15 protein-coding genes and 1 pseudogene are annotated in these 15,055 nt (G+C 66.8%); 14 read left to right on the top strand and 2 right to left on the bottom strand.

Annotated features, from left to right (window positions below; all coding sequences use genetic code 11):
* Position 1 precedes the first annotated feature (1 nt).
* The 13 genes from JN22_RS33260 (at position 2) to JN22_RS33200 (ending at position 13,422) form a co-directional block, all read left to right on the top strand.
* Positions 2-1,807, top strand: coding sequence for an acyl-CoA dehydrogenase (locus tag JN22_RS33260; RefSeq protein WP_179166344.1), 1,806 nt, complete (start codon positions 2-4; stop codon positions 1,805-1,807).
* A 164-nt stretch (positions 1,808-1,971) separates the two neighbouring features.
* Positions 1,972-2,835 (top strand): branched-chain amino acid ABC transporter permease, encoded by an 864-nt coding sequence (locus tag JN22_RS33255; protein ID WP_085558175.1) that lies wholly within the window; start codon positions 1,972-1,974, stop codon positions 2,833-2,835.
* Positions 2,835-3,857, top strand: a complete 1,023-nt coding sequence (locus tag JN22_RS33250) for a branched-chain amino acid ABC transporter permease (RefSeq protein WP_085558174.1) — start codon at positions 2,835-2,837, stop codon at positions 3,855-3,857. Before JN22_RS33255 ends, JN22_RS33250 begins: the two co-directional genes overlap by 1 nt.
* Positions 3,850-4,614 (top strand): ABC transporter ATP-binding protein, encoded by a 765-nt coding sequence (locus JN22_RS33245; protein WP_085558173.1) that lies wholly within the window; start codon positions 3,850-3,852, stop codon positions 4,612-4,614. Before JN22_RS33250 ends, JN22_RS33245 begins: the two co-directional genes overlap by 8 nt.
* A complete protein-coding gene (locus JN22_RS33240; protein ID WP_085558172.1) occupies positions 4,601-5,308 on the top strand; it encodes an ABC transporter ATP-binding protein in 708 nt (235 codons plus the stop codon). Before JN22_RS33245 ends, JN22_RS33240 begins: the two co-directional genes overlap by 14 nt.
* Positions 5,309-5,360: 52 nt before the next feature.
* Entirely contained in the window at positions 5,361-6,548 is a 1,188-nt protein-coding gene (locus JN22_RS33235; RefSeq protein ID WP_085558171.1) for an ABC transporter substrate-binding protein, read from the top strand.
* A gap of 82 nt (positions 6,549-6,630) precedes the next feature.
* Positions 6,631-7,386 carry an SDR family NAD(P)-dependent oxidoreductase gene (locus tag JN22_RS33230; protein WP_085558170.1) on the top strand — a complete coding sequence of 252 codons (756 nt, stop codon included), beginning with the start codon at positions 6,631-6,633 and terminating at the stop codon, positions 7,384-7,386.
* A 14-nt stretch (positions 7,387-7,400) separates the two neighbouring features.
* The gene (locus JN22_RS33225; protein ID WP_085558169.1) at positions 7,401-8,465 is read left to right on the top strand and encodes a phosphotransferase; all 1,065 of its coding nucleotides are present in this window, start codon (positions 7,401-7,403) and stop codon (positions 8,463-8,465) included.
* 2 nt (positions 8,466-8,467) lie between these two features.
* On the top strand, positions 8,468-9,634 hold the full coding sequence (locus JN22_RS33220) for an acyl-CoA dehydrogenase family protein (RefSeq protein WP_085558168.1): 1,167 nt from the start codon (positions 8,468-8,470) through the stop codon (positions 9,632-9,634).
* Complete coding sequence (locus JN22_RS33215) at positions 9,631-10,329, top strand: histidine phosphatase family protein (protein WP_085558167.1); 699 nt, start codon at positions 9,631-9,633, stop codon at positions 10,327-10,329. The genes JN22_RS33220 and JN22_RS33215 overlap by 4 nt, the downstream gene beginning before the upstream one ends.
* A 95-nt stretch (positions 10,330-10,424) precedes the next feature.
* On the top strand, positions 10,425-11,207 hold the full coding sequence (locus tag JN22_RS33210) for an SDR family NAD(P)-dependent oxidoreductase (protein WP_211099745.1): 783 nt from the start codon (positions 10,425-10,427) through the stop codon (positions 11,205-11,207).
* A 53-nt stretch (positions 11,208-11,260) separates the two neighbouring features.
* Entirely contained in the window at positions 11,261-12,931 is a 1,671-nt protein-coding gene (locus tag JN22_RS33205; RefSeq protein WP_085558165.1) for a long-chain fatty acid--CoA ligase, read from the top strand.
* Positions 12,913-13,422 carry a MaoC family dehydratase gene (locus tag JN22_RS33200; protein ID WP_223678025.1) on the top strand — a complete coding sequence of 170 codons (510 nt, stop codon included), beginning with the start codon at positions 12,913-12,915 and terminating at the stop codon, positions 13,420-13,422. The genes JN22_RS33205 and JN22_RS33200 overlap by 19 nt, the downstream gene beginning before the upstream one ends.
* 33 nt (positions 13,423-13,455) lie before the next feature.
* Here the strand turns inward: JN22_RS33200 and JN22_RS33195 are convergent.
* Positions 13,456-14,284 (bottom strand): IS5 family transposase gene (locus JN22_RS33195; protein WP_211099744.1). Its coding sequence is split into 2 segments (ribosomal slippage): positions 13,456-13,914 and positions 13,916-14,284, totalling 828 coding nucleotides; the frame shifts between segments, so codons are not numbered across the junction.
* 172 nt (positions 14,285-14,456) lie between these two features.
* On the opposite strand from JN22_RS33195, the gene JN22_RS35090 reads away from it, so the two are divergent.
* Complete coding sequence (locus JN22_RS35090) at positions 14,457-14,732, top strand: transposase (RefSeq protein WP_179166343.1); 276 nt, start codon at positions 14,457-14,459, stop codon at positions 14,730-14,732.
* Positions 14,733-14,783: 51 nt separating this feature from the next.
* Here JN22_RS35090 and JN22_RS33185 read toward each other — a convergent pair.
* Positions 14,784-15,035: pseudogene (locus tag JN22_RS33185) on the bottom strand (transposase); the annotation flags it as partial.
* Positions 15,036-15,055: the final 20 nt, after the last annotated feature.

The raw sequence follows: 15,055 nt of genomic DNA, 5'->3' as shown, positions 1-15,055 counted from the left end.
CATGGACAGCCGCCTGATCAACCGCCGGGACCTCGACTTCCTGCTGTTCGAGCTGCTCGACCTCGATGGGCTGTTCGAGCGGTCCCGCTTCGTCGATCATTCCCGCGAAACCGTGGCGGCGGCCATCGACACCGCCCACGCCATCGCCCAGGACCATTTCGCCCCGCACAACCACAAGTCGGACGAGAACGAGCCGCAAGTCATCGACGGCAAGGTCGTCATCATCCCCGAGGTGAAGGAGGCGCTGCGCCGCTTCATCGACGCCGGATTCCTCGCGGCGACGGCGGATTACGAGTTGGGCGGCATGCAACTGCCTTTCACCGCACACATGGCGGTCAGCACCCTGTTCGCCGCCGCCAGCCTCGGCACAAAGAGCTACCCGTCGCTGACCATGGCGGCGGCCAACGTGCTGCGCGCCTTCGGCACGCCCGACCAGAAGGAGCGCTTCATGCGCCCGATGCTGGAGGGCCGTTTCTTCGGCACCATGGCGCTGACCGAGCCGCAGGCGGGATCCTCGCTGTCGGATCTGCGCACGGCGGCGGTCCCGGCGGACGATGGAAGCTACCGCCTCACCGGCAACAAGATCTTCATCTCCGGCGGCGACCACGAGCTGGCCGAGAACATCGTCCATCTGGTGCTGGCCCGGCTGCCCGACGCTCCCGCCGGGGTCAAGGGCATCTCGCTGTTCATCGTGCCGAAATTCCTGGTCAACGAAGACGGCAGCCTTGGCGCGCGCAACGACGTCGCGCTGGCCGGGCTGATCCACAAGATGGGTTGGCGCGGCACCACCTCCACCATGCTGAATTTCGGCGAGGGCGGCGGGGCCGTCGGCTGGATGGTGGGCGAGCCGCACAAGGGCCTCGTCTGCATGTTCCACATGATGAACGAGGCGCGGATCGGCGTCGGCAACGGGGCGGCGGCGCTGGCCGGAACCGCCTACCGCCATGCGCTGGCCTACGCCAAGGAACGCCCGCAGGGCCGCGTGCTGGACAGCAAGGATCCGGCCACCCCGCAGGTGCCGATCATCGAGCATCCCGACGTGCGCCGCATGCTGCTCGCGCAGAAATCCTACGCCGAGGGCGCGCTCGCGCTGTGCATGACCACCGCGCGGCTGGTCGATGAGAAGGACACCGCCACCGATAGCCAAGCGCGGGCCGACGCCCTGCTGCTGCTGGAAATCCTGACCCCGATGGTCAAGAGCTGGCCCGCCCAATGGTGCCAGGAATCCATTTCGCTGGCGATGCAGATCCATGGCGGCTACGGCTTCACCCGCGAATACCCCATCGAACAATTCTACCGCGACAACCGCCTGAACCCGATCCACGAGGGTTCGCACGGCATCCAGGGCCTCGATCTGCTGGGCCGCAAGGTGACGATGAACGGAGGCCGCGCCTTCGCGCTGCTCTGCGCCCGCATCGAGGAGACGGCGGCGGAAGCCGCGCGGACACCCGCTCTCACCGGGGACGGGGCGGCGCTCGGCGACGCCATCGGCCGCGTGAAGGATGTGACGGCCATCCTGACCGGCGCCGTCGCCACCCATGGGCCGACGCGCGCCCTGGCGAACGCCTCGGTCTATCTGGAGGTGCTGGGCCATGTGGTGGTGGCGTGGCTGTGGCTGCGCCAGGGCCTGCTGGCGGAAGGCGGTCTGGCGGCAACCGCCGACACCGACGAGCGGGCCTTCTACGAGGGCAAGCGCCACGCCTGCCGCTACTTCCTGCGCTGGGAACTGCCGAAGGTCGGACCGCAGCTCGACCGTCTGGCGGCGCTCGACGACGCCGCGCTCGCGGTGCCCGCGAGCGCGCTGTGACCCGATGTCACAGCGTCTTAACAATTGAGAAAGCGGATGGATGTGTTGACGCCCAAACCTGCCCATGCCAAAGTTGCGGAACTTAATTCCGCAGATAAGAACATGCGCGCAGCGGTCTAGGCCGTCCAGCCCCGCAAGCGCGTTTCCAGGGAGGAAGCAGCCCCTTGAACATCTTTTTCCAACAGGTCCTGAACGGGCTGACGCTCGGCAGCGTCTACAGTCTGGTGGCGCTCGGCTTGACGCTGGTCTACGGGATTCTCCACATCCCCAACTTCGCCCATGGCGCGCTGTTCATGGTGGGCGCCTATGTGTCCTATTATGTCACCGGTTCGCTGGGCGGGAATTACTGGGTGGCGATCGCCGCCGCCGCGCTGTCGGTCGCGGCGCTGGCGGTTCTGTCGGAGCGACTGATCTTCCACCGGCTGCGCAACGCGCCGCCGCTGCACGACATGATCGCCGCCATCGGGCTGATGCTGTTCCTGGAGGCGGTGATACAGGCGGTGTGGGGGGCGGATTTCCTGCGCCTGTCCTCGCCCTTCCCGCAGATCGTCCGCGTCTTCGGCCTGACCGCTCCGGCGCAACGGCTGATGATCGTCGCCGCCGCCTTCGGGCTGATGATCGCGCTGCACCTGTTCCTGACCCGCAGCATACTCGGCTCCACCATCATCGCCATGGCGCAGAACCGCGAAGGCGCCTCGCTGGTCGGCATCGACGCCACGGCGGTCTCGATGCTGACTTTCGCGATCTCCGGGGCGCTGGCGGCGGTGGCGGCGACGCTGTTTGCGCCGATCAACCTGATCTACCCGTCGATGGGGCATCTGGTGATCATGAAGGCCTTCGTCATCATCATCCTGGGCGGCATGGGCAGCATTCCCGGCGCCATCGTCGGCGCCATGGTGATCGGCTTCGCCGAGAGCTTCGGCGCCTTCTACGTCTCCACCGACTACAAGGACATCATCGCCTTCGCGCTGCTGGTCGTGATCCTGTCGGTGCGGCCCCAGGGCCTGTTCACGCGGGGGGTGCGGTGATGACCGGTTCGATGACCACGGCAAACCGCCTGCTGATGGCGGGCGCGCTGTTGCTGGCGCTGCTGTTCCCGCTGGCCGCGCCCAACGACTATTACCTCTACGTGATGTCGCTGGCCTACATCGTGGCGATCTCGGCCACCGGGCTGAACCTGATCCTCGGCTACACCGGCCAGCTCAATCTGGCACATGCCGGCTTCATGGCGGTCGGCGCCTACACGGTCGGCATCCTGACGGTGGATTTCGGCGTTCCCTATTGGGTGGCCTTCGTGCTGTCGGGCGTCGTCACGGCGGCGGTCGCCGTGACGCTGGGGCTGGTGTCGCTGCGGCTGAAGACTCATTACTTCGTCATCTTCACCCTGTGCGTCGGCTTCATCCTGTATCTGGTGATCGAGAAGTTCGACGGACTGACCCACGGCACCGTCGGCGTCATCGGCATCCCGGCGCCGACGCCCCTCCCGACGCCCTTCGGCCCGATCCGCTTCGACACGCCGCTGTCGCAATATTACCTTGTGCTGGTCTTCCTGGCCCTGGCGCTGTGGGTGATGAACCGGATCGTGCGCTCGCTGCTTGGCCGCGCCTTCATGGCGGTGCGCAACAGCGAGGATCTGGCGGAGGCGCTGGGCGTCGATCTGATGCGGACCAAGCTGCTGTCCTTTGTGCTATCCACCGTCTATGCCGGGTTCGCCGGCGGTCTCTACGCCGGGTTCGTCCGCTTCCTCGGTCCGGGGATGGCGCTGGAAAGCCACACCTTCGAACAGGTGGCCTTCATCCTGGTCGGGGGGCTGGGCACGCTGTACGGCCCGCTGCTGGGCGCGGTCGCCATGACGTGGCTGACCCAATCGCTTCAGTTCCTCCAGGATTTCCGCATGATCGTCTTCGGCCCGATGCTGATCCTGCTGGTGATGTATCTGCCGCAGGGCGTCATCGGACTGGTCAACGAACGCCGCGCCAAGCGGGCCGCCGCCGAAAAGGCCAAGCAGACCACGGCGGTCAATCCGACGGAGGTCAGGGCCAATGCTTGAGGTGCGCGATCTCACCAAGAGCTTCGGCGGCCTGACGGCCGTCCGGGGCGTCACCACCCGGTTCGAGAAGGGACGGATCACCGCCGTCATCGGCCCGAACGGGGCCGGAAAATCGACTTTCTTCAACCTCGTCAGCGGGATGCACAAGCCGACCTCGGGCCGCATCCTGTTCGACGGCGCCGACGTCACCGGATTGCGGCCCGACCGCATGGCGGTGCGCGGCGCCGCCCGCAGCTTCCAGACCACGCATCTGTTCGACAAGGCCAGCGTGCTCGACAACCTGATCGTCGGGCACCGGCTGCGCACGCGCTCCACCTTCTGGGACGTGCTGCTGAACACGCCGCGCCTGCGCGCCGACGAGCGCGCCTGCCGCGACAAGGCCGAACAGGTCCTGGAGTTCGTTGGGCTGACCGCCATCGCCCACCGGCTGGCCGGCGAAATCTCGCAGGAGGGGCGCAAGCGCGTCGCCTTCGCGCTGGCGCTCGCCACCGACCCGAAGATCCTGCTGCTCGACGAGCCGGCGGGCGGCGTCAACCCGGACGAAACCGCCGGGTTGGCCGATCTGATCCGCAAGATGGCAGCCAGCGGCCTGACCGTCTGCCTGATCGAACACAAGATGGACATGATCATGAGCCTCGCCGACAAGATCGTCGTGCTCGACCACGGCGAAATGATCGCCGAAGGCCCGCCCGCCGCTATCCGTGGCGACGCCCGCGTGATCGAAGCCTATCTGGGGGCCGATTATGTTGCGGCTTGAGGGGGCGACGCTGAATTACGGTGCCTTCCGCGCGCTGGACGCCGTGAACCTGCATGTCGGCAAGGGCGAACTGGTGGTCCTGCTGGGAGCCAACGGAGCGGGCAAAAGCTCGCTGTTCCTGGCGATCAGCGGTCTGCGCAAGCTCGCCTCCGGCAGCATCCGCTTCGAGGACACGGAACTGCGCGGACGCAAACCCTCGCGCATCGTCGAGGCCGGCGTCGTGCACTGCCCGGAAGGGCGCAAGCTGTTCCCCGACATGTCGGTGCGCAAGAACCTGATCCTGGGCGGCTACGTCCACCGCCATGACGGCAAGGGGACGCGCCACCTGCTCGACCACGTGTTCGCGATGTTTCCCATCCTGCACGCACGCCGGGATTTGCCCGCAGGATCGCTCAGCGGCGGGCAGCAGCAGATGGTCGCCATCGGGCGGGCGCTGATGGGCCGCCCGCGCGTGCTGATGCTCGACGAACCCTCTCTGGGCCTCGCCCCGCTGATCGTCAAACAGGTGCTGGAAGCCGTGAAGGCGATCAACGAGACCGGCACCACCGTGCTTCTGGCCGAACAGAACGCCTACGCGGCGCTCCAGATCGCTCACCGCGCCTACGTCATGGAAAGCGGGCGGATCGTCATGGAGGGCGACCGCGACACGCTGCTGGCCGACGAACGCATCCGCAAAGCCTACATCGGCGCCTGACCGTCCGTTGAATCGAACAGCGCTCGAACAAAGAACCGAGGGGAGAAAACGCATGGGTGTTTGGACGACACTGGCCCGGATGGCGACCGTGACCGTCTTCGGCGCGCTGGCGGCGGGAACCGCGCTGGCTCTGGCGGCCGGGGCCGCGCTGGCACAGGACACGGTGACCATCGGTTACACCGGCCCGCTCAGCGGCGGCGCCGCGCTCTACGGCAAGAACACGCTGTCGGGGCTGGAGATCGCCGCCAAGGACATCAACGCCGCGGGCGGCTTTACCGTGGCCGGCAAGACCTACAAGGTCAACGTCGTGGCCCTGGACGACAAATACTCCCCCAGCGAATCCGCCGTGAACGCCAAGCGGCTGAAGGCGCAGTACGGCGCGCCCATCGTCTTCGTTCCCCATTCGGGCGGCGCCTTCGCCCTTCAGGCGTTCAACGAGCAGGACAACTTCATCGTCGCCGCCTACACAAGCGTGCCGAACATCACCGAGCGCGGCAATACGCTGACCCTGCGGATCCCGCCCTCCTTCCTGGGCTATATCGATCCGTTCGTCCGCGTCGAAATGGCGACGTTCGGCAAGAAGCTGGCCATCGCCAACGCCGACCATGATTACGCCAAGGCGTGGACCAAGGCCTTCGTCCCCGTCTGGGAGAAGGCGGGCGGCACGGTGGTGGCCGACAACCCGCTCTCCTACAACAAGGACACCGATTTCTACAGCGGCGTCAGCCGGGTGTTGGCGGCGTCCCCCGACGTGATGCTGGTCGGCGGCGCGTCGGAACCGACCGCGCTGCTGATCCGCCAAGCCCGCGAATTGGGCTTCCAGGGCGGTTTCGCGATCATGGATCAGGCCAAGCTTGACGAAATGGCCCGCATCGTGGAGGGCTTCACCCTGCTCGAAGGCTCGGTCGGCGTGATGCCGCTGGTCCATGACCGCCGCCCCGGCGCCGAAGCCTTCGTGGCGAAGTACCGCAAGCTGTTCAACAAGGATCCGGGGTCGGAGGTTTCCTACAACTACACGGCGCTGAACGCGGTGACCGAGGCGATGACACTGGCCGGTACGGTGTCGGACCCCAAGGCAATCCGCGCCAAGCTGAACGACGCCTACGCCGCGCTGCCTTCCGAACGCAACCCGGCGCGCATCACCGGCGTGGACGCCAACGGCGGCAGCAACGCCAAGATAATCGTCGGCTTCGTCGAGAAGGGCGTGATCGTGCCCATCGACGCCGCTACAGGCCAATAAGCGCCTCTCCGCACTCCCGCCCGCCCAACCTCCCCCCCTGGTGACGGAGGCGGGCGGCCATCATTTCAAAGGATCCGTGTTCATGCTCAATCTGCGTGACAAGGTGGCCGTCATCACCGGCTCCAGCCGAGGCATCGGCCGCGCCATCGCCGAGGCTTACGCCAAGGCCGGCGCCCGCGTGGTGGTGTCGAGCCGGAAGGCCGAAACCTGCGAACCCGTGGCCGAAGCCCTGCGCCGCGAGGGTTGCGAGGCCATTGCCATCCCCTGCCACATCGCCCGCAAGGACCAGTTGCAGGCCCTGGTCGAAGGCGCCGTCGCGCGCTACGGCCGTATCGACGCGCTGGTCTGCAACGCCGCGATCAACCCGGTCTACGGCTCGATGGCGGATCTCGGCGACGACGCCTTCGACAAGATCATGGACGCCAACGTCAAGGGCACCTTCTGGCTTTGCAACATGGCGATCCCCATCATCGCCAGGCAGGGTGGCGGCTCGGTGATCCTGCTGTCCAGCATCGCCGGACTGCGCGGCACCACCACCATCGGCTGCTACGGCATGTCGAAGGCGGCGGAAGCGGCGCTGGCCCGCAATCTGGCGCTGGAATGGGGACCGTCGAACGTCCGCGTCAACGCCATCGCCCCCGGCCTGATCGCCACCGATTTCGCCAAGGCGCTGATCGAGGATCCCGAACGCCTCGCCCGCGTCGAGGCCCGCACCCCGCTGCGCCGCGTCGGCCGCGCGGAGGAGATCGCCGGCGTCGCCCTGTTCCTGGCGTCCGACCTGTCGAGCTACGTCACCGGGCAGGTGATCGTCGCCGACGGCGGCGATATGGCCGCTTGAAGGGGGGCCGCCGGATGTCCGCCCTGATCCCGGTTCTGCCCGTCCATCGGTTCGACGAGGACCGGCTGCGCGCCTACCTCGCGGACCGCATCCCCGGCCTGGGCGGCATCGCCGTCCGCCAGTTCCAGGGTGGCCAGTCCAACCCGACCTTCCGGCTCGACACCGGGGCTGGCTCCTTCGTCCTGCGCAAGAAGCCGCCAGGGCCGCTGCTGCCCTCGGCCCATCAGGTCGAGCGCGAGTACCGCGTCATCGCAGCCTTGCACGGCTCGGCGGTTCCGGTGCCGCGCGCCATCCTGCTCTGCGAGGATCCCGACATCATCGGCACCGCCTTCTACGTCATGGATTGCGTCGATGGTCGCATCCTGGAGCGCCCGGAGCTGGAGGGCCACACCCCCGCCGATCGCTCCGCCGTCTACGACGCGATGAACACGACCCTGGCCGCGCTGCACAGCGTCGATTGGGCCGCCGCCGGGTTGGGCGGCTTCGGGCGGACGGAGCATTACCTCACCCGCCAGATCGACCGCTGGACCCGGCAATACCGCGCCTCGGTGGTCGGCGAGGCCGATCCGGTGATGGAGGAGCTGATCGTCTGGCTGACCGCCAACACGCCCGCCGACGCCCGCATCACCATCGCGCATGGCGACTTCCGGCTCGGCAACCTGCTGTTCGCCCCCGAGGCGCCGCGCGTCGCCGCCGTGCTGGATTGGGAGTTGTCCACCCTAGGCGATCCGCTGGGCGACCTCGCCTATTGCTGCCTGCCCTACCATCTGCCCGCCGAAATGGACGGGGTGAAGGGGCTGCGCGGCATCGACCTCGCCGCGCTCGGCATCCCGACCGAGGACGAGTTCGTCGCCGCCTATTGCCGCCGCACCGGCCGCGACGGCATCGCCAGCTGGACCTTCTACCTCACCTTCTCGCTGTTCCGGCTGGCCGCCATCCTGCAAGGCGTCCACGCCCGCGCGGTCCAGGGCAACGCCAGCAATTCCAACGCTCTGGAAGTCGGGCGCCGCGCGACGCTGCTCGCCCGCACTGCGCAGGGGTTGGCACTTGGACCGTTGGCACTCGGACAAGGACACTGACCATGGCACTCGATCCCGATACCCTGCGGCAGCTTCTCGACACGGTGGCCCGTTTCGTGCGCGAACGCCTCGTCCCTCTGGAGCATAAGGTGGCCGAGGACGACGCCATCCCGATGGACATCGCCGACGCGATGCGCGAGATGGGCCTGTTCGGCCTGTCGATCCCCGAGGACTACAGCGGGCTTGGCCTGACCATGGCGGAAGAAGCGCAGGTCGCCTTCGAGCTGGGCCAGACCTCGCCGGTGTTCCGCTCGCTGATCGGCACCAACAACGGCATCGGTTCGCAAGGGCTGGTGATCGACGGCACCGACGAGCAGAAGCGCAAATACCTGCCGCAACTGGCGTCGGGCGCCATGATCAGCGCCTTCGCCCTGACCGAGCCGGAAGCGGGATCCGACGCCGGAGCCTTGCGCACCAGCGCCAGGCGCGACGGCGACCATTATGTGCTGAACGGCACCAAGCGCTTCATCACCAACGCGCCGCACGCCGGGCTGTTCACCGTCTTCGCCCGCACCGATGCCGACAGCCGTGATTCGCGCGGCGTTTCCGCCTTCGTAGTGGAGGCCGGGACGCCCGGTCTGACCGTCGGCGCGGTGGACCGGAAGATGGGCCAGAAGGGCGGCCACACCGCCGACGTGATCCTCGAGGATTGCCGGGTTCCCGCCCTCAACCTGATCGGCGGCAAGGAAGGCCAGGGTTTCAAGACCGCGATGAAGGTGCTGGACCGGGGCCGTCTGCACATTTCCGCCGTCTGCGTCGGCGTCGCCGAGCGGCTGATCCGCGACAGCCTCGCCTACGCCATGGAGCGCAAGCAGTTCGGCCAGCCCATCGCCGAGTTCCAACTGATCCAGGCGATGCTGGCCGACAGCCGGATGGAAGCCTATGCGGGCCGCTGCATGGTGATGGAAACGGCGCGGGCCAAGGATACCGGCGTCGATGTCTCGACCGACGCCGCCTGCTGCAAGCTGTTCTGTTCGGAGATGGTCGGCCGCGTCGCCGACCGCGCGGTGCAGATCCATGGCGGTGCCGGTTACATCGCCGATTACGGGGTCGAACGCTTCTACCGCGATGTCCGACTGTTCCGCATCTACGAGGGCACCAGCCAAATCCAGCAGCTCGTCATCGCCCGCGCCATGATCCGGGACGCCAACGGCGGACGCTCGGCATGACCACGCTGCTTCTGGTCCGCCACGGCCAAGCCTCCTTCGGCAGCGGCGATTACGACCGGCTGTGCCCCATGGGATTCCAGCAGTCGGAGCTGCTCGGCGCGCATCTGGCGCGCGAGGGGCGGCGCATCGACGCGGCGGTCAAAGGAACCCTGCGGCGGCAGGACGAAACCGCCCGCACGGCGCTGAACGCCGCCGGGTGGGAATGCCCGGTCACCGCCGACGCGGCCTTCGACGAGTATCCCAGCGACGCGCTGTTCGCGGCCTATCTGCCGATCCTCGCCGCCCGCCGCCCGGACATCGCCGGGGCAAGCATCGACGAACTGCGCCATGACCGGCGGCTGTTCCAGAGCGCGCTGTCCGGCGTTCTGGCCCTGTGGCTGGACGGCGCCGAGGGTTTTTCCGGCGAAAGCTGGCTCGCCTTCGCGGCGCGGGTGCGCGGTGGACTGGAACGCGCGGTGGCCGAACACGGCAAGGACGACACCGTCGCTGTCTTCACCTCGGGCGGGGTGATCGGCTGCGCGGTCGCCACCGTACTGGGTCTGGTGCCTGAAAGCGGCATGGCGTTGAGCTGGCGTGTCCACAACGCCTCCGTCACCGAGATCCGCTATGGCCGGTCGGGCTTTGCGCTGGCCGGTTTCAACGGGGTGTCGCATCTGCGGCTGGCCGGCGGCGAGACTCTGCTGACTTACCGCTGACCGAGCCTTCCGTTGTCGCGGAATTATATTCCGCATTTATTGACATCCACCACCACGCCATGCCACAGTGGCGGCACCAGCGAGGGAGCTACGCCGTGCGCTTCAAGGATCGGGTCGTGATCGTCACCGGTGCGGCCAGCGGGATCGGGCGGGCGACCGCGCGGCGTCTCGCTGGGGAAGGCGCCGCCCTGGTTCTGGTGGACCGTGACGCCGCCGCGCTTGAAGCCGTGCTCGCGGAACTGCCGGACGGCACCACCACCCAGCTCCACGGCATGGACATCGCCGACGAATCCGCGGTCGAGACCTGCGTCGCCGCCGCGCTGCAACATTTCGGTCGGATCGACGTGCTGTGCAACAACGCCGGGATCGCGTGCGGCCAAGCGCTGGCCACCGACCAGGACATGGCCGAATGGCAGCAGGTGATCGCCGTCAACCTCTTCGGCGTCGTTCATTTCACCAAACACACCGCCCGCCCGATGCGGGACGCCGGACGCGGCGCCATCGTCAACACGGCGTCGGTCGCCGGCATCCGGTCCGGCGCCGGGGGCAACGCTTACAGCGCCTCGAAGGCGGCGGTCATCAATTTCACCCAGACGGCGGCCTGTGACCTCGCGCAATGGGGGATCCGCGTAAACGCCGTCTGCCCCGGCCTGATCGAGACCGGCATGACCCGGCGCGTCTTCGACCACGCCCGCGCCATCGGCAAGGCTGAACGGCTGGGCAGCCGCTGCGAACTACGTCGGGCCGGCCAGTCGGGCGAGGTCGCCGCCGCCATAGCCTTTCTCGCCAGCGACGACGCCAGCTACATCACCGGACAGGCGATTCCCGTGGATGGTGGCAACACCGCATCGTTGAATCTGCCCGGCATGAAGGTCTGAGACACCGAACGACAAGGCGACACGCAGCGCCGATCACGGAGGAAAATCCAAGAATGTTCAATCGTCACTTCAAGGTCTGGCCGCATCGCACGCCTCATCACCTGAGCATCCCGGAAACCAGCCTCTCTTACAATCTGGAGGTCACAGCGCGGCGTTTTCCCGACCGCCCCGCCATCGTCTATTACGGCAAGAGCCTGACCTACGCCGAATTGAACGAACAGGTCGAGCGGCTGGCCGGCTGGCTGCAACGCCGTCTCGGCGTGGCAAAGGCCGACCGGATACTGCTGTACATGCAGAACAGCCCGCAATTCGTCATCAGCTATTACGCGATCCTGCGTGCCGACGCCGTGGTGGTGCCGGTCAACCCGATGAACCGCACCGCCGAAATGGAGTTCTTCGTCTCCGACACCGGCACCCGCGTCGCGTTGATGGGGCAGGAGCTTTTTCCGGTGCTGCGGCCGCTGCTGGAAAGCGGCGGGCTGGCCCATGCGGTGGTGGCGAGCTATTCGGAATACGCCGACCCGGATTTCGACCTTCCGGCTCCCGACGCGGTGCAGGCCCCTCCCTTCCTGGCCTCCGACACGCCCGGCGCGGTGTCGTGGCGCGACGCGCTGGCGGCCGGCGAGACCGCCGCCCCGGCCACGGCGGGACCGGACGATTGGGCGGTCTTTCCCTACAGCTCGGGCACCACGGGGAACCCAAAGGGCTGCATGCACACCCACCGGACTGCGATGACAACGCTGTATGTCAGCCTCGGCTGGAGTCCGATGATCGCCGATTCGACTCATCTGGTGACGCTTCCGCTGTTCCACGTCACCGGCATGCAGGCGGCGATGAACGCGCCGATCCAGACCGGCTGCACCATGGTCATCATGAGCCGCTGGGACCGCCGCGTCGCCGCCAAGCTGATCGAGCGCCACCGGGTGGGGCGCTGGCGCAGCATCACCACCATGCTGATCGACCTGCTCAACGACCCCGAGGTGCGCAGCTACGACCTGAGCAGCCTGGAAGCCATCGGCGGCGGCGGCGCGGCCATGCCCGACGTGATCGCCGACCGGCTGAAGGAATTGACCGGGCTTGATTACATTGAAGGCTACGGCCTGTCGGAGACCATCGCCAGCACCCACATCAACCCGATCCACGCTCCCAAGCGCCAATGCCTGGGCATCCCCGTCTTCGACGTGGACAGCCGCGTCGTCGGAGTGGATGACGGCCGGGAACTTCTGCCCGGCGAGATCGGGGAAATCCTGATCCACGGCCCACAGGTGTTCCATGGCTATTGGAACGACCCGAAGGGCACCGCCGACGCCTTCATGGAGTTGGACGGCAAACGGTTCTTCCGCACCGGCGACCTCGGCTATTACGACGAGGAGGGCTATTTCTTCATCGTTGACCGGGTGAAGCGCATGATCAACGCCTCGGGCTACAAGGTGTGGCCGACCGAGGTGGAATCGCTGATGCTGCGCCATCCCGCCATCGCTGAGGTCTGCGTCATCGCCTCCCCCGACGTGCGGCGCGGCGAGACGGTGAAGGCCTGCATCATCCTGCGCGACAGCCACCGCGAGACGGTGACTGGCCCGGAGATCATCGCGTGGTGCCGCGCCAACATGGCGGTCTACAAATGTCCGTCCAGCATCGAGATCCGCGACAGCCTGCCGCGCTCGGGAACGGGAAAGCTCCAGTGGCGCGAGTTGCAGGACAAGGAATGGAGCGCTGGACAATGACGGCTGAGCCTTTGACGCCCGAAATTTTCTCTCCCAAACGTCTTGATGGCATCCCGGCCCTGCTCGCTTGCATCGGCGGCGAGTTGGGGGTCAGCGACTGGGTGCTTGTCGGGCAGCCCCGCATCGATGCCTTCGCCGATGCCACCGGCGACAGCCAATGGATTCACATCGATCCAGAACGGGCGGCGCGGGAATCACCCTATGGGGCCACGATCGCGCATGGTTATCTTACCTTGTCCCTGCTGCCTCTGATGGCGTCGCAGGCCTTCACGGTTGATGCTGTGAACACCAAGATCAACTATGGCCTGAACCGTGTCCGTTTCCCCAGCCCGGTTCCCGCCGGGCGCCGGGTGCGAGCGCGCTTCCACCTGCGCTCCGTCGAACTGCAGGGCGAACGGCGTTATCTGGTGAGCGTGGAAGCAACAGTGGAATCTGAGAGGAGCGACCGCCCAGCCTGCGTCGCCGAGATGCTGGCGATCTACACGGCCTGACTCGGGTCTAGATGCCGTAATGGGCCTAAGAACCTATTCCAGTAGGGAGATGAACTGCCAGACGGTGACGGCGCAGACGATGTGGAGCATGGCCTTGTAGGTGAGGGCGAGCTTTTCCCAGCGGACCAGGATGCGGCGGTAGCGGTTGAGCCAGGAGTGCGCCCGTTCCACTCCCCACCTTCGTGGTTTTCCAGGCTGGGCGGGGGTGGCGGATCGATCCTCGCCCCGGCGCCGGATATGGGCGGTGAGGCCGTAGTCGTAGGCGATCTGACGCGGGCCATCGTAATCGTAGCCCTTGTCCAGGCAAAGATGCTGCGGCTGCGCTGGCGTCGGTGCGGGGCGCGGTACGGCGGTGGCCTCAAGCGTTTGTTCCAGCAGCTTGAAGTCGATCACGTTGGTGCCAGCGACCGCGAGGCCGAGGGGGAGACCGCGGCCGTCGGTCAGCAGTGAACGCTTGGTTCCCAGCTTGCCGCGGTCGGTCGGGTTGGGGCCGACTTTTTTCCCCACCCAGGGGCGCCTTGGTCATCGCCCCGTCCACGGCCATCCAGGTCCAGTCGATGCCGAGCAAGGCATCGTAGGCCAGAAGCCCTTGGCGCCAGAACTCCTCGAACACCCCGGCATCGATCCATTCGCGGAAGCGACGGTAAGCGGAAGACGGTGAACAGATCCCGGTCGCCCGCAGGGCCTGCCACTGGCTGCCGGTCCGCAGGACAAAGAGGATGGCATCCATCGCCGCGCGATCCGGGACCCGCGGATTATGACAGCCCAGCGGGGGCGGCGGACGCTCCGGGAGCAGCGGCTCCATGCGCTCCCACAACTCACCCGGCAATCGCCAGCCGTCATCTTGAACCAACTTGCCCATGAAAACCTCCCCACCGAAAAGCACGGAAGTCCAACAGAGCAGGCCCACCTCGATCCCTACCGAAATAGGTGCTTAGCACTACTCCGCCACTCCGGTCGTTTGAGGTATTCGTCTGACGGCGCCAGGTTGTCACCTGATGGGTATCTTTGAGCGAAGGCATCGAGGTGGGGCCGTGGAAAGCCATCCCCGTTCGTCCGATTCGCAGAGCGAGTTGAACGTGTGGGCGCAGCCGTTCCTGGAGCAGTTCGCCCACCCCTCGCAGCAGCATTGGGCCGAGGTGTACCTCTGGGGGCTGCTCGGCCCCGGGGATCGCAAGAGCGTGGAGGCGATGGCGAGCCGGGTGGCGCCGGGCGCTACGCAGCAGCTTCACCACTTCCTGTCGACCTCCCCGTGGGATCCTGGGCCGCTGGAGACCGTGTTGGTCGAACAGGCCCAGCGGTTGGTCTGAACCGCTCCGGGTTTTCCGGAGGCCCTGTTTCTTGAGCGACTGTGTTGCGGGTCAAGCGTTTTTCCATGGCGAAGCGGTTCTCATGATCGCGTTGAGAATGGTGAGGAGGTGTCTCATGCAGGCGACGACGGCGAGCTTCTTCGGCCGTCCGGCCTGCACGATCCTGGCATAGTGGGCCTTGATCACAGGATTCCAGCGGGTCGCAACGAGCGTTGCCATATACAGGACATTGCGGACCGCGGTACGACCGCCAGCGATGGCTCTGTGTCCGCGCATCTGCCCGGAATCCCGATTGATGGGAGCACGCCGGAGCTATGCGGGGA

The sequence above is a fragment of the Azospirillum agricola genome (assembly GCF_020005195.1).
In the GTDB taxonomy this organism is placed as follows: domain Bacteria; phylum Pseudomonadota; class Alphaproteobacteria; order Azospirillales; family Azospirillaceae; genus Azospirillum; species Azospirillum agricola.
This window is presented reverse-complemented; position numbering and strand designations above follow the sequence as displayed.

Bases quoted from the DNA above. Each gene is read 5' to 3' on its own strand.
- JN22_RS33260 (WP_179166344.1), top strand. From the start codon at position 2: ATGGACAGCCGCCTGATCAACCGCCGGGACCTCGACTTCCTGCTGTTC.
- JN22_RS33250 (WP_085558174.1), top strand. From the start codon at position 2,835: ATGACCGGTTCGATGACCACGGCAAACCGCCTGCTGATGGCGGGCGCG.
- JN22_RS33245 (WP_085558173.1), top strand. From the start codon at position 3,850: ATGCTTGAGGTGCGCGATCTCACCAAGAGCTTCGGCGGCCTGACGGCC.
- JN22_RS33240 (WP_085558172.1), top strand. From the start codon at position 4,601: ATGTTGCGGCTTGAGGGGGCGACGCTGAATTACGGTGCCTTCCGCGCG.
- JN22_RS33235 (WP_085558171.1), top strand. From the start codon at position 5,361: ATGGGTGTTTGGACGACACTGGCCCGGATGGCGACCGTGACCGTCTTC.
- JN22_RS33230 (WP_085558170.1), top strand. From the start codon at position 6,631: ATGCTCAATCTGCGTGACAAGGTGGCCGTCATCACCGGCTCCAGCCGA.
- JN22_RS33225 (WP_085558169.1), top strand. From the start codon at position 7,401: ATGTCCGCCCTGATCCCGGTTCTGCCCGTCCATCGGTTCGACGAGGAC.
- JN22_RS33220 (WP_085558168.1), top strand. From the start codon at position 8,468: ATGGCACTCGATCCCGATACCCTGCGGCAGCTTCTCGACACGGTGGCC.
- JN22_RS33215 (WP_085558167.1), top strand. From the start codon at position 9,631: ATGACCACGCTGCTTCTGGTCCGCCACGGCCAAGCCTCCTTCGGCAGC.
- JN22_RS33205 (WP_085558165.1), top strand. From the start codon at position 11,261: ATGTTCAATCGTCACTTCAAGGTCTGGCCGCATCGCACGCCTCATCAC.
- JN22_RS33200 (WP_223678025.1), top strand. From the start codon at position 12,913: ATGGAGCGCTGGACAATGACGGCTGAGCCTTTGACGCCCGAAATTTTC.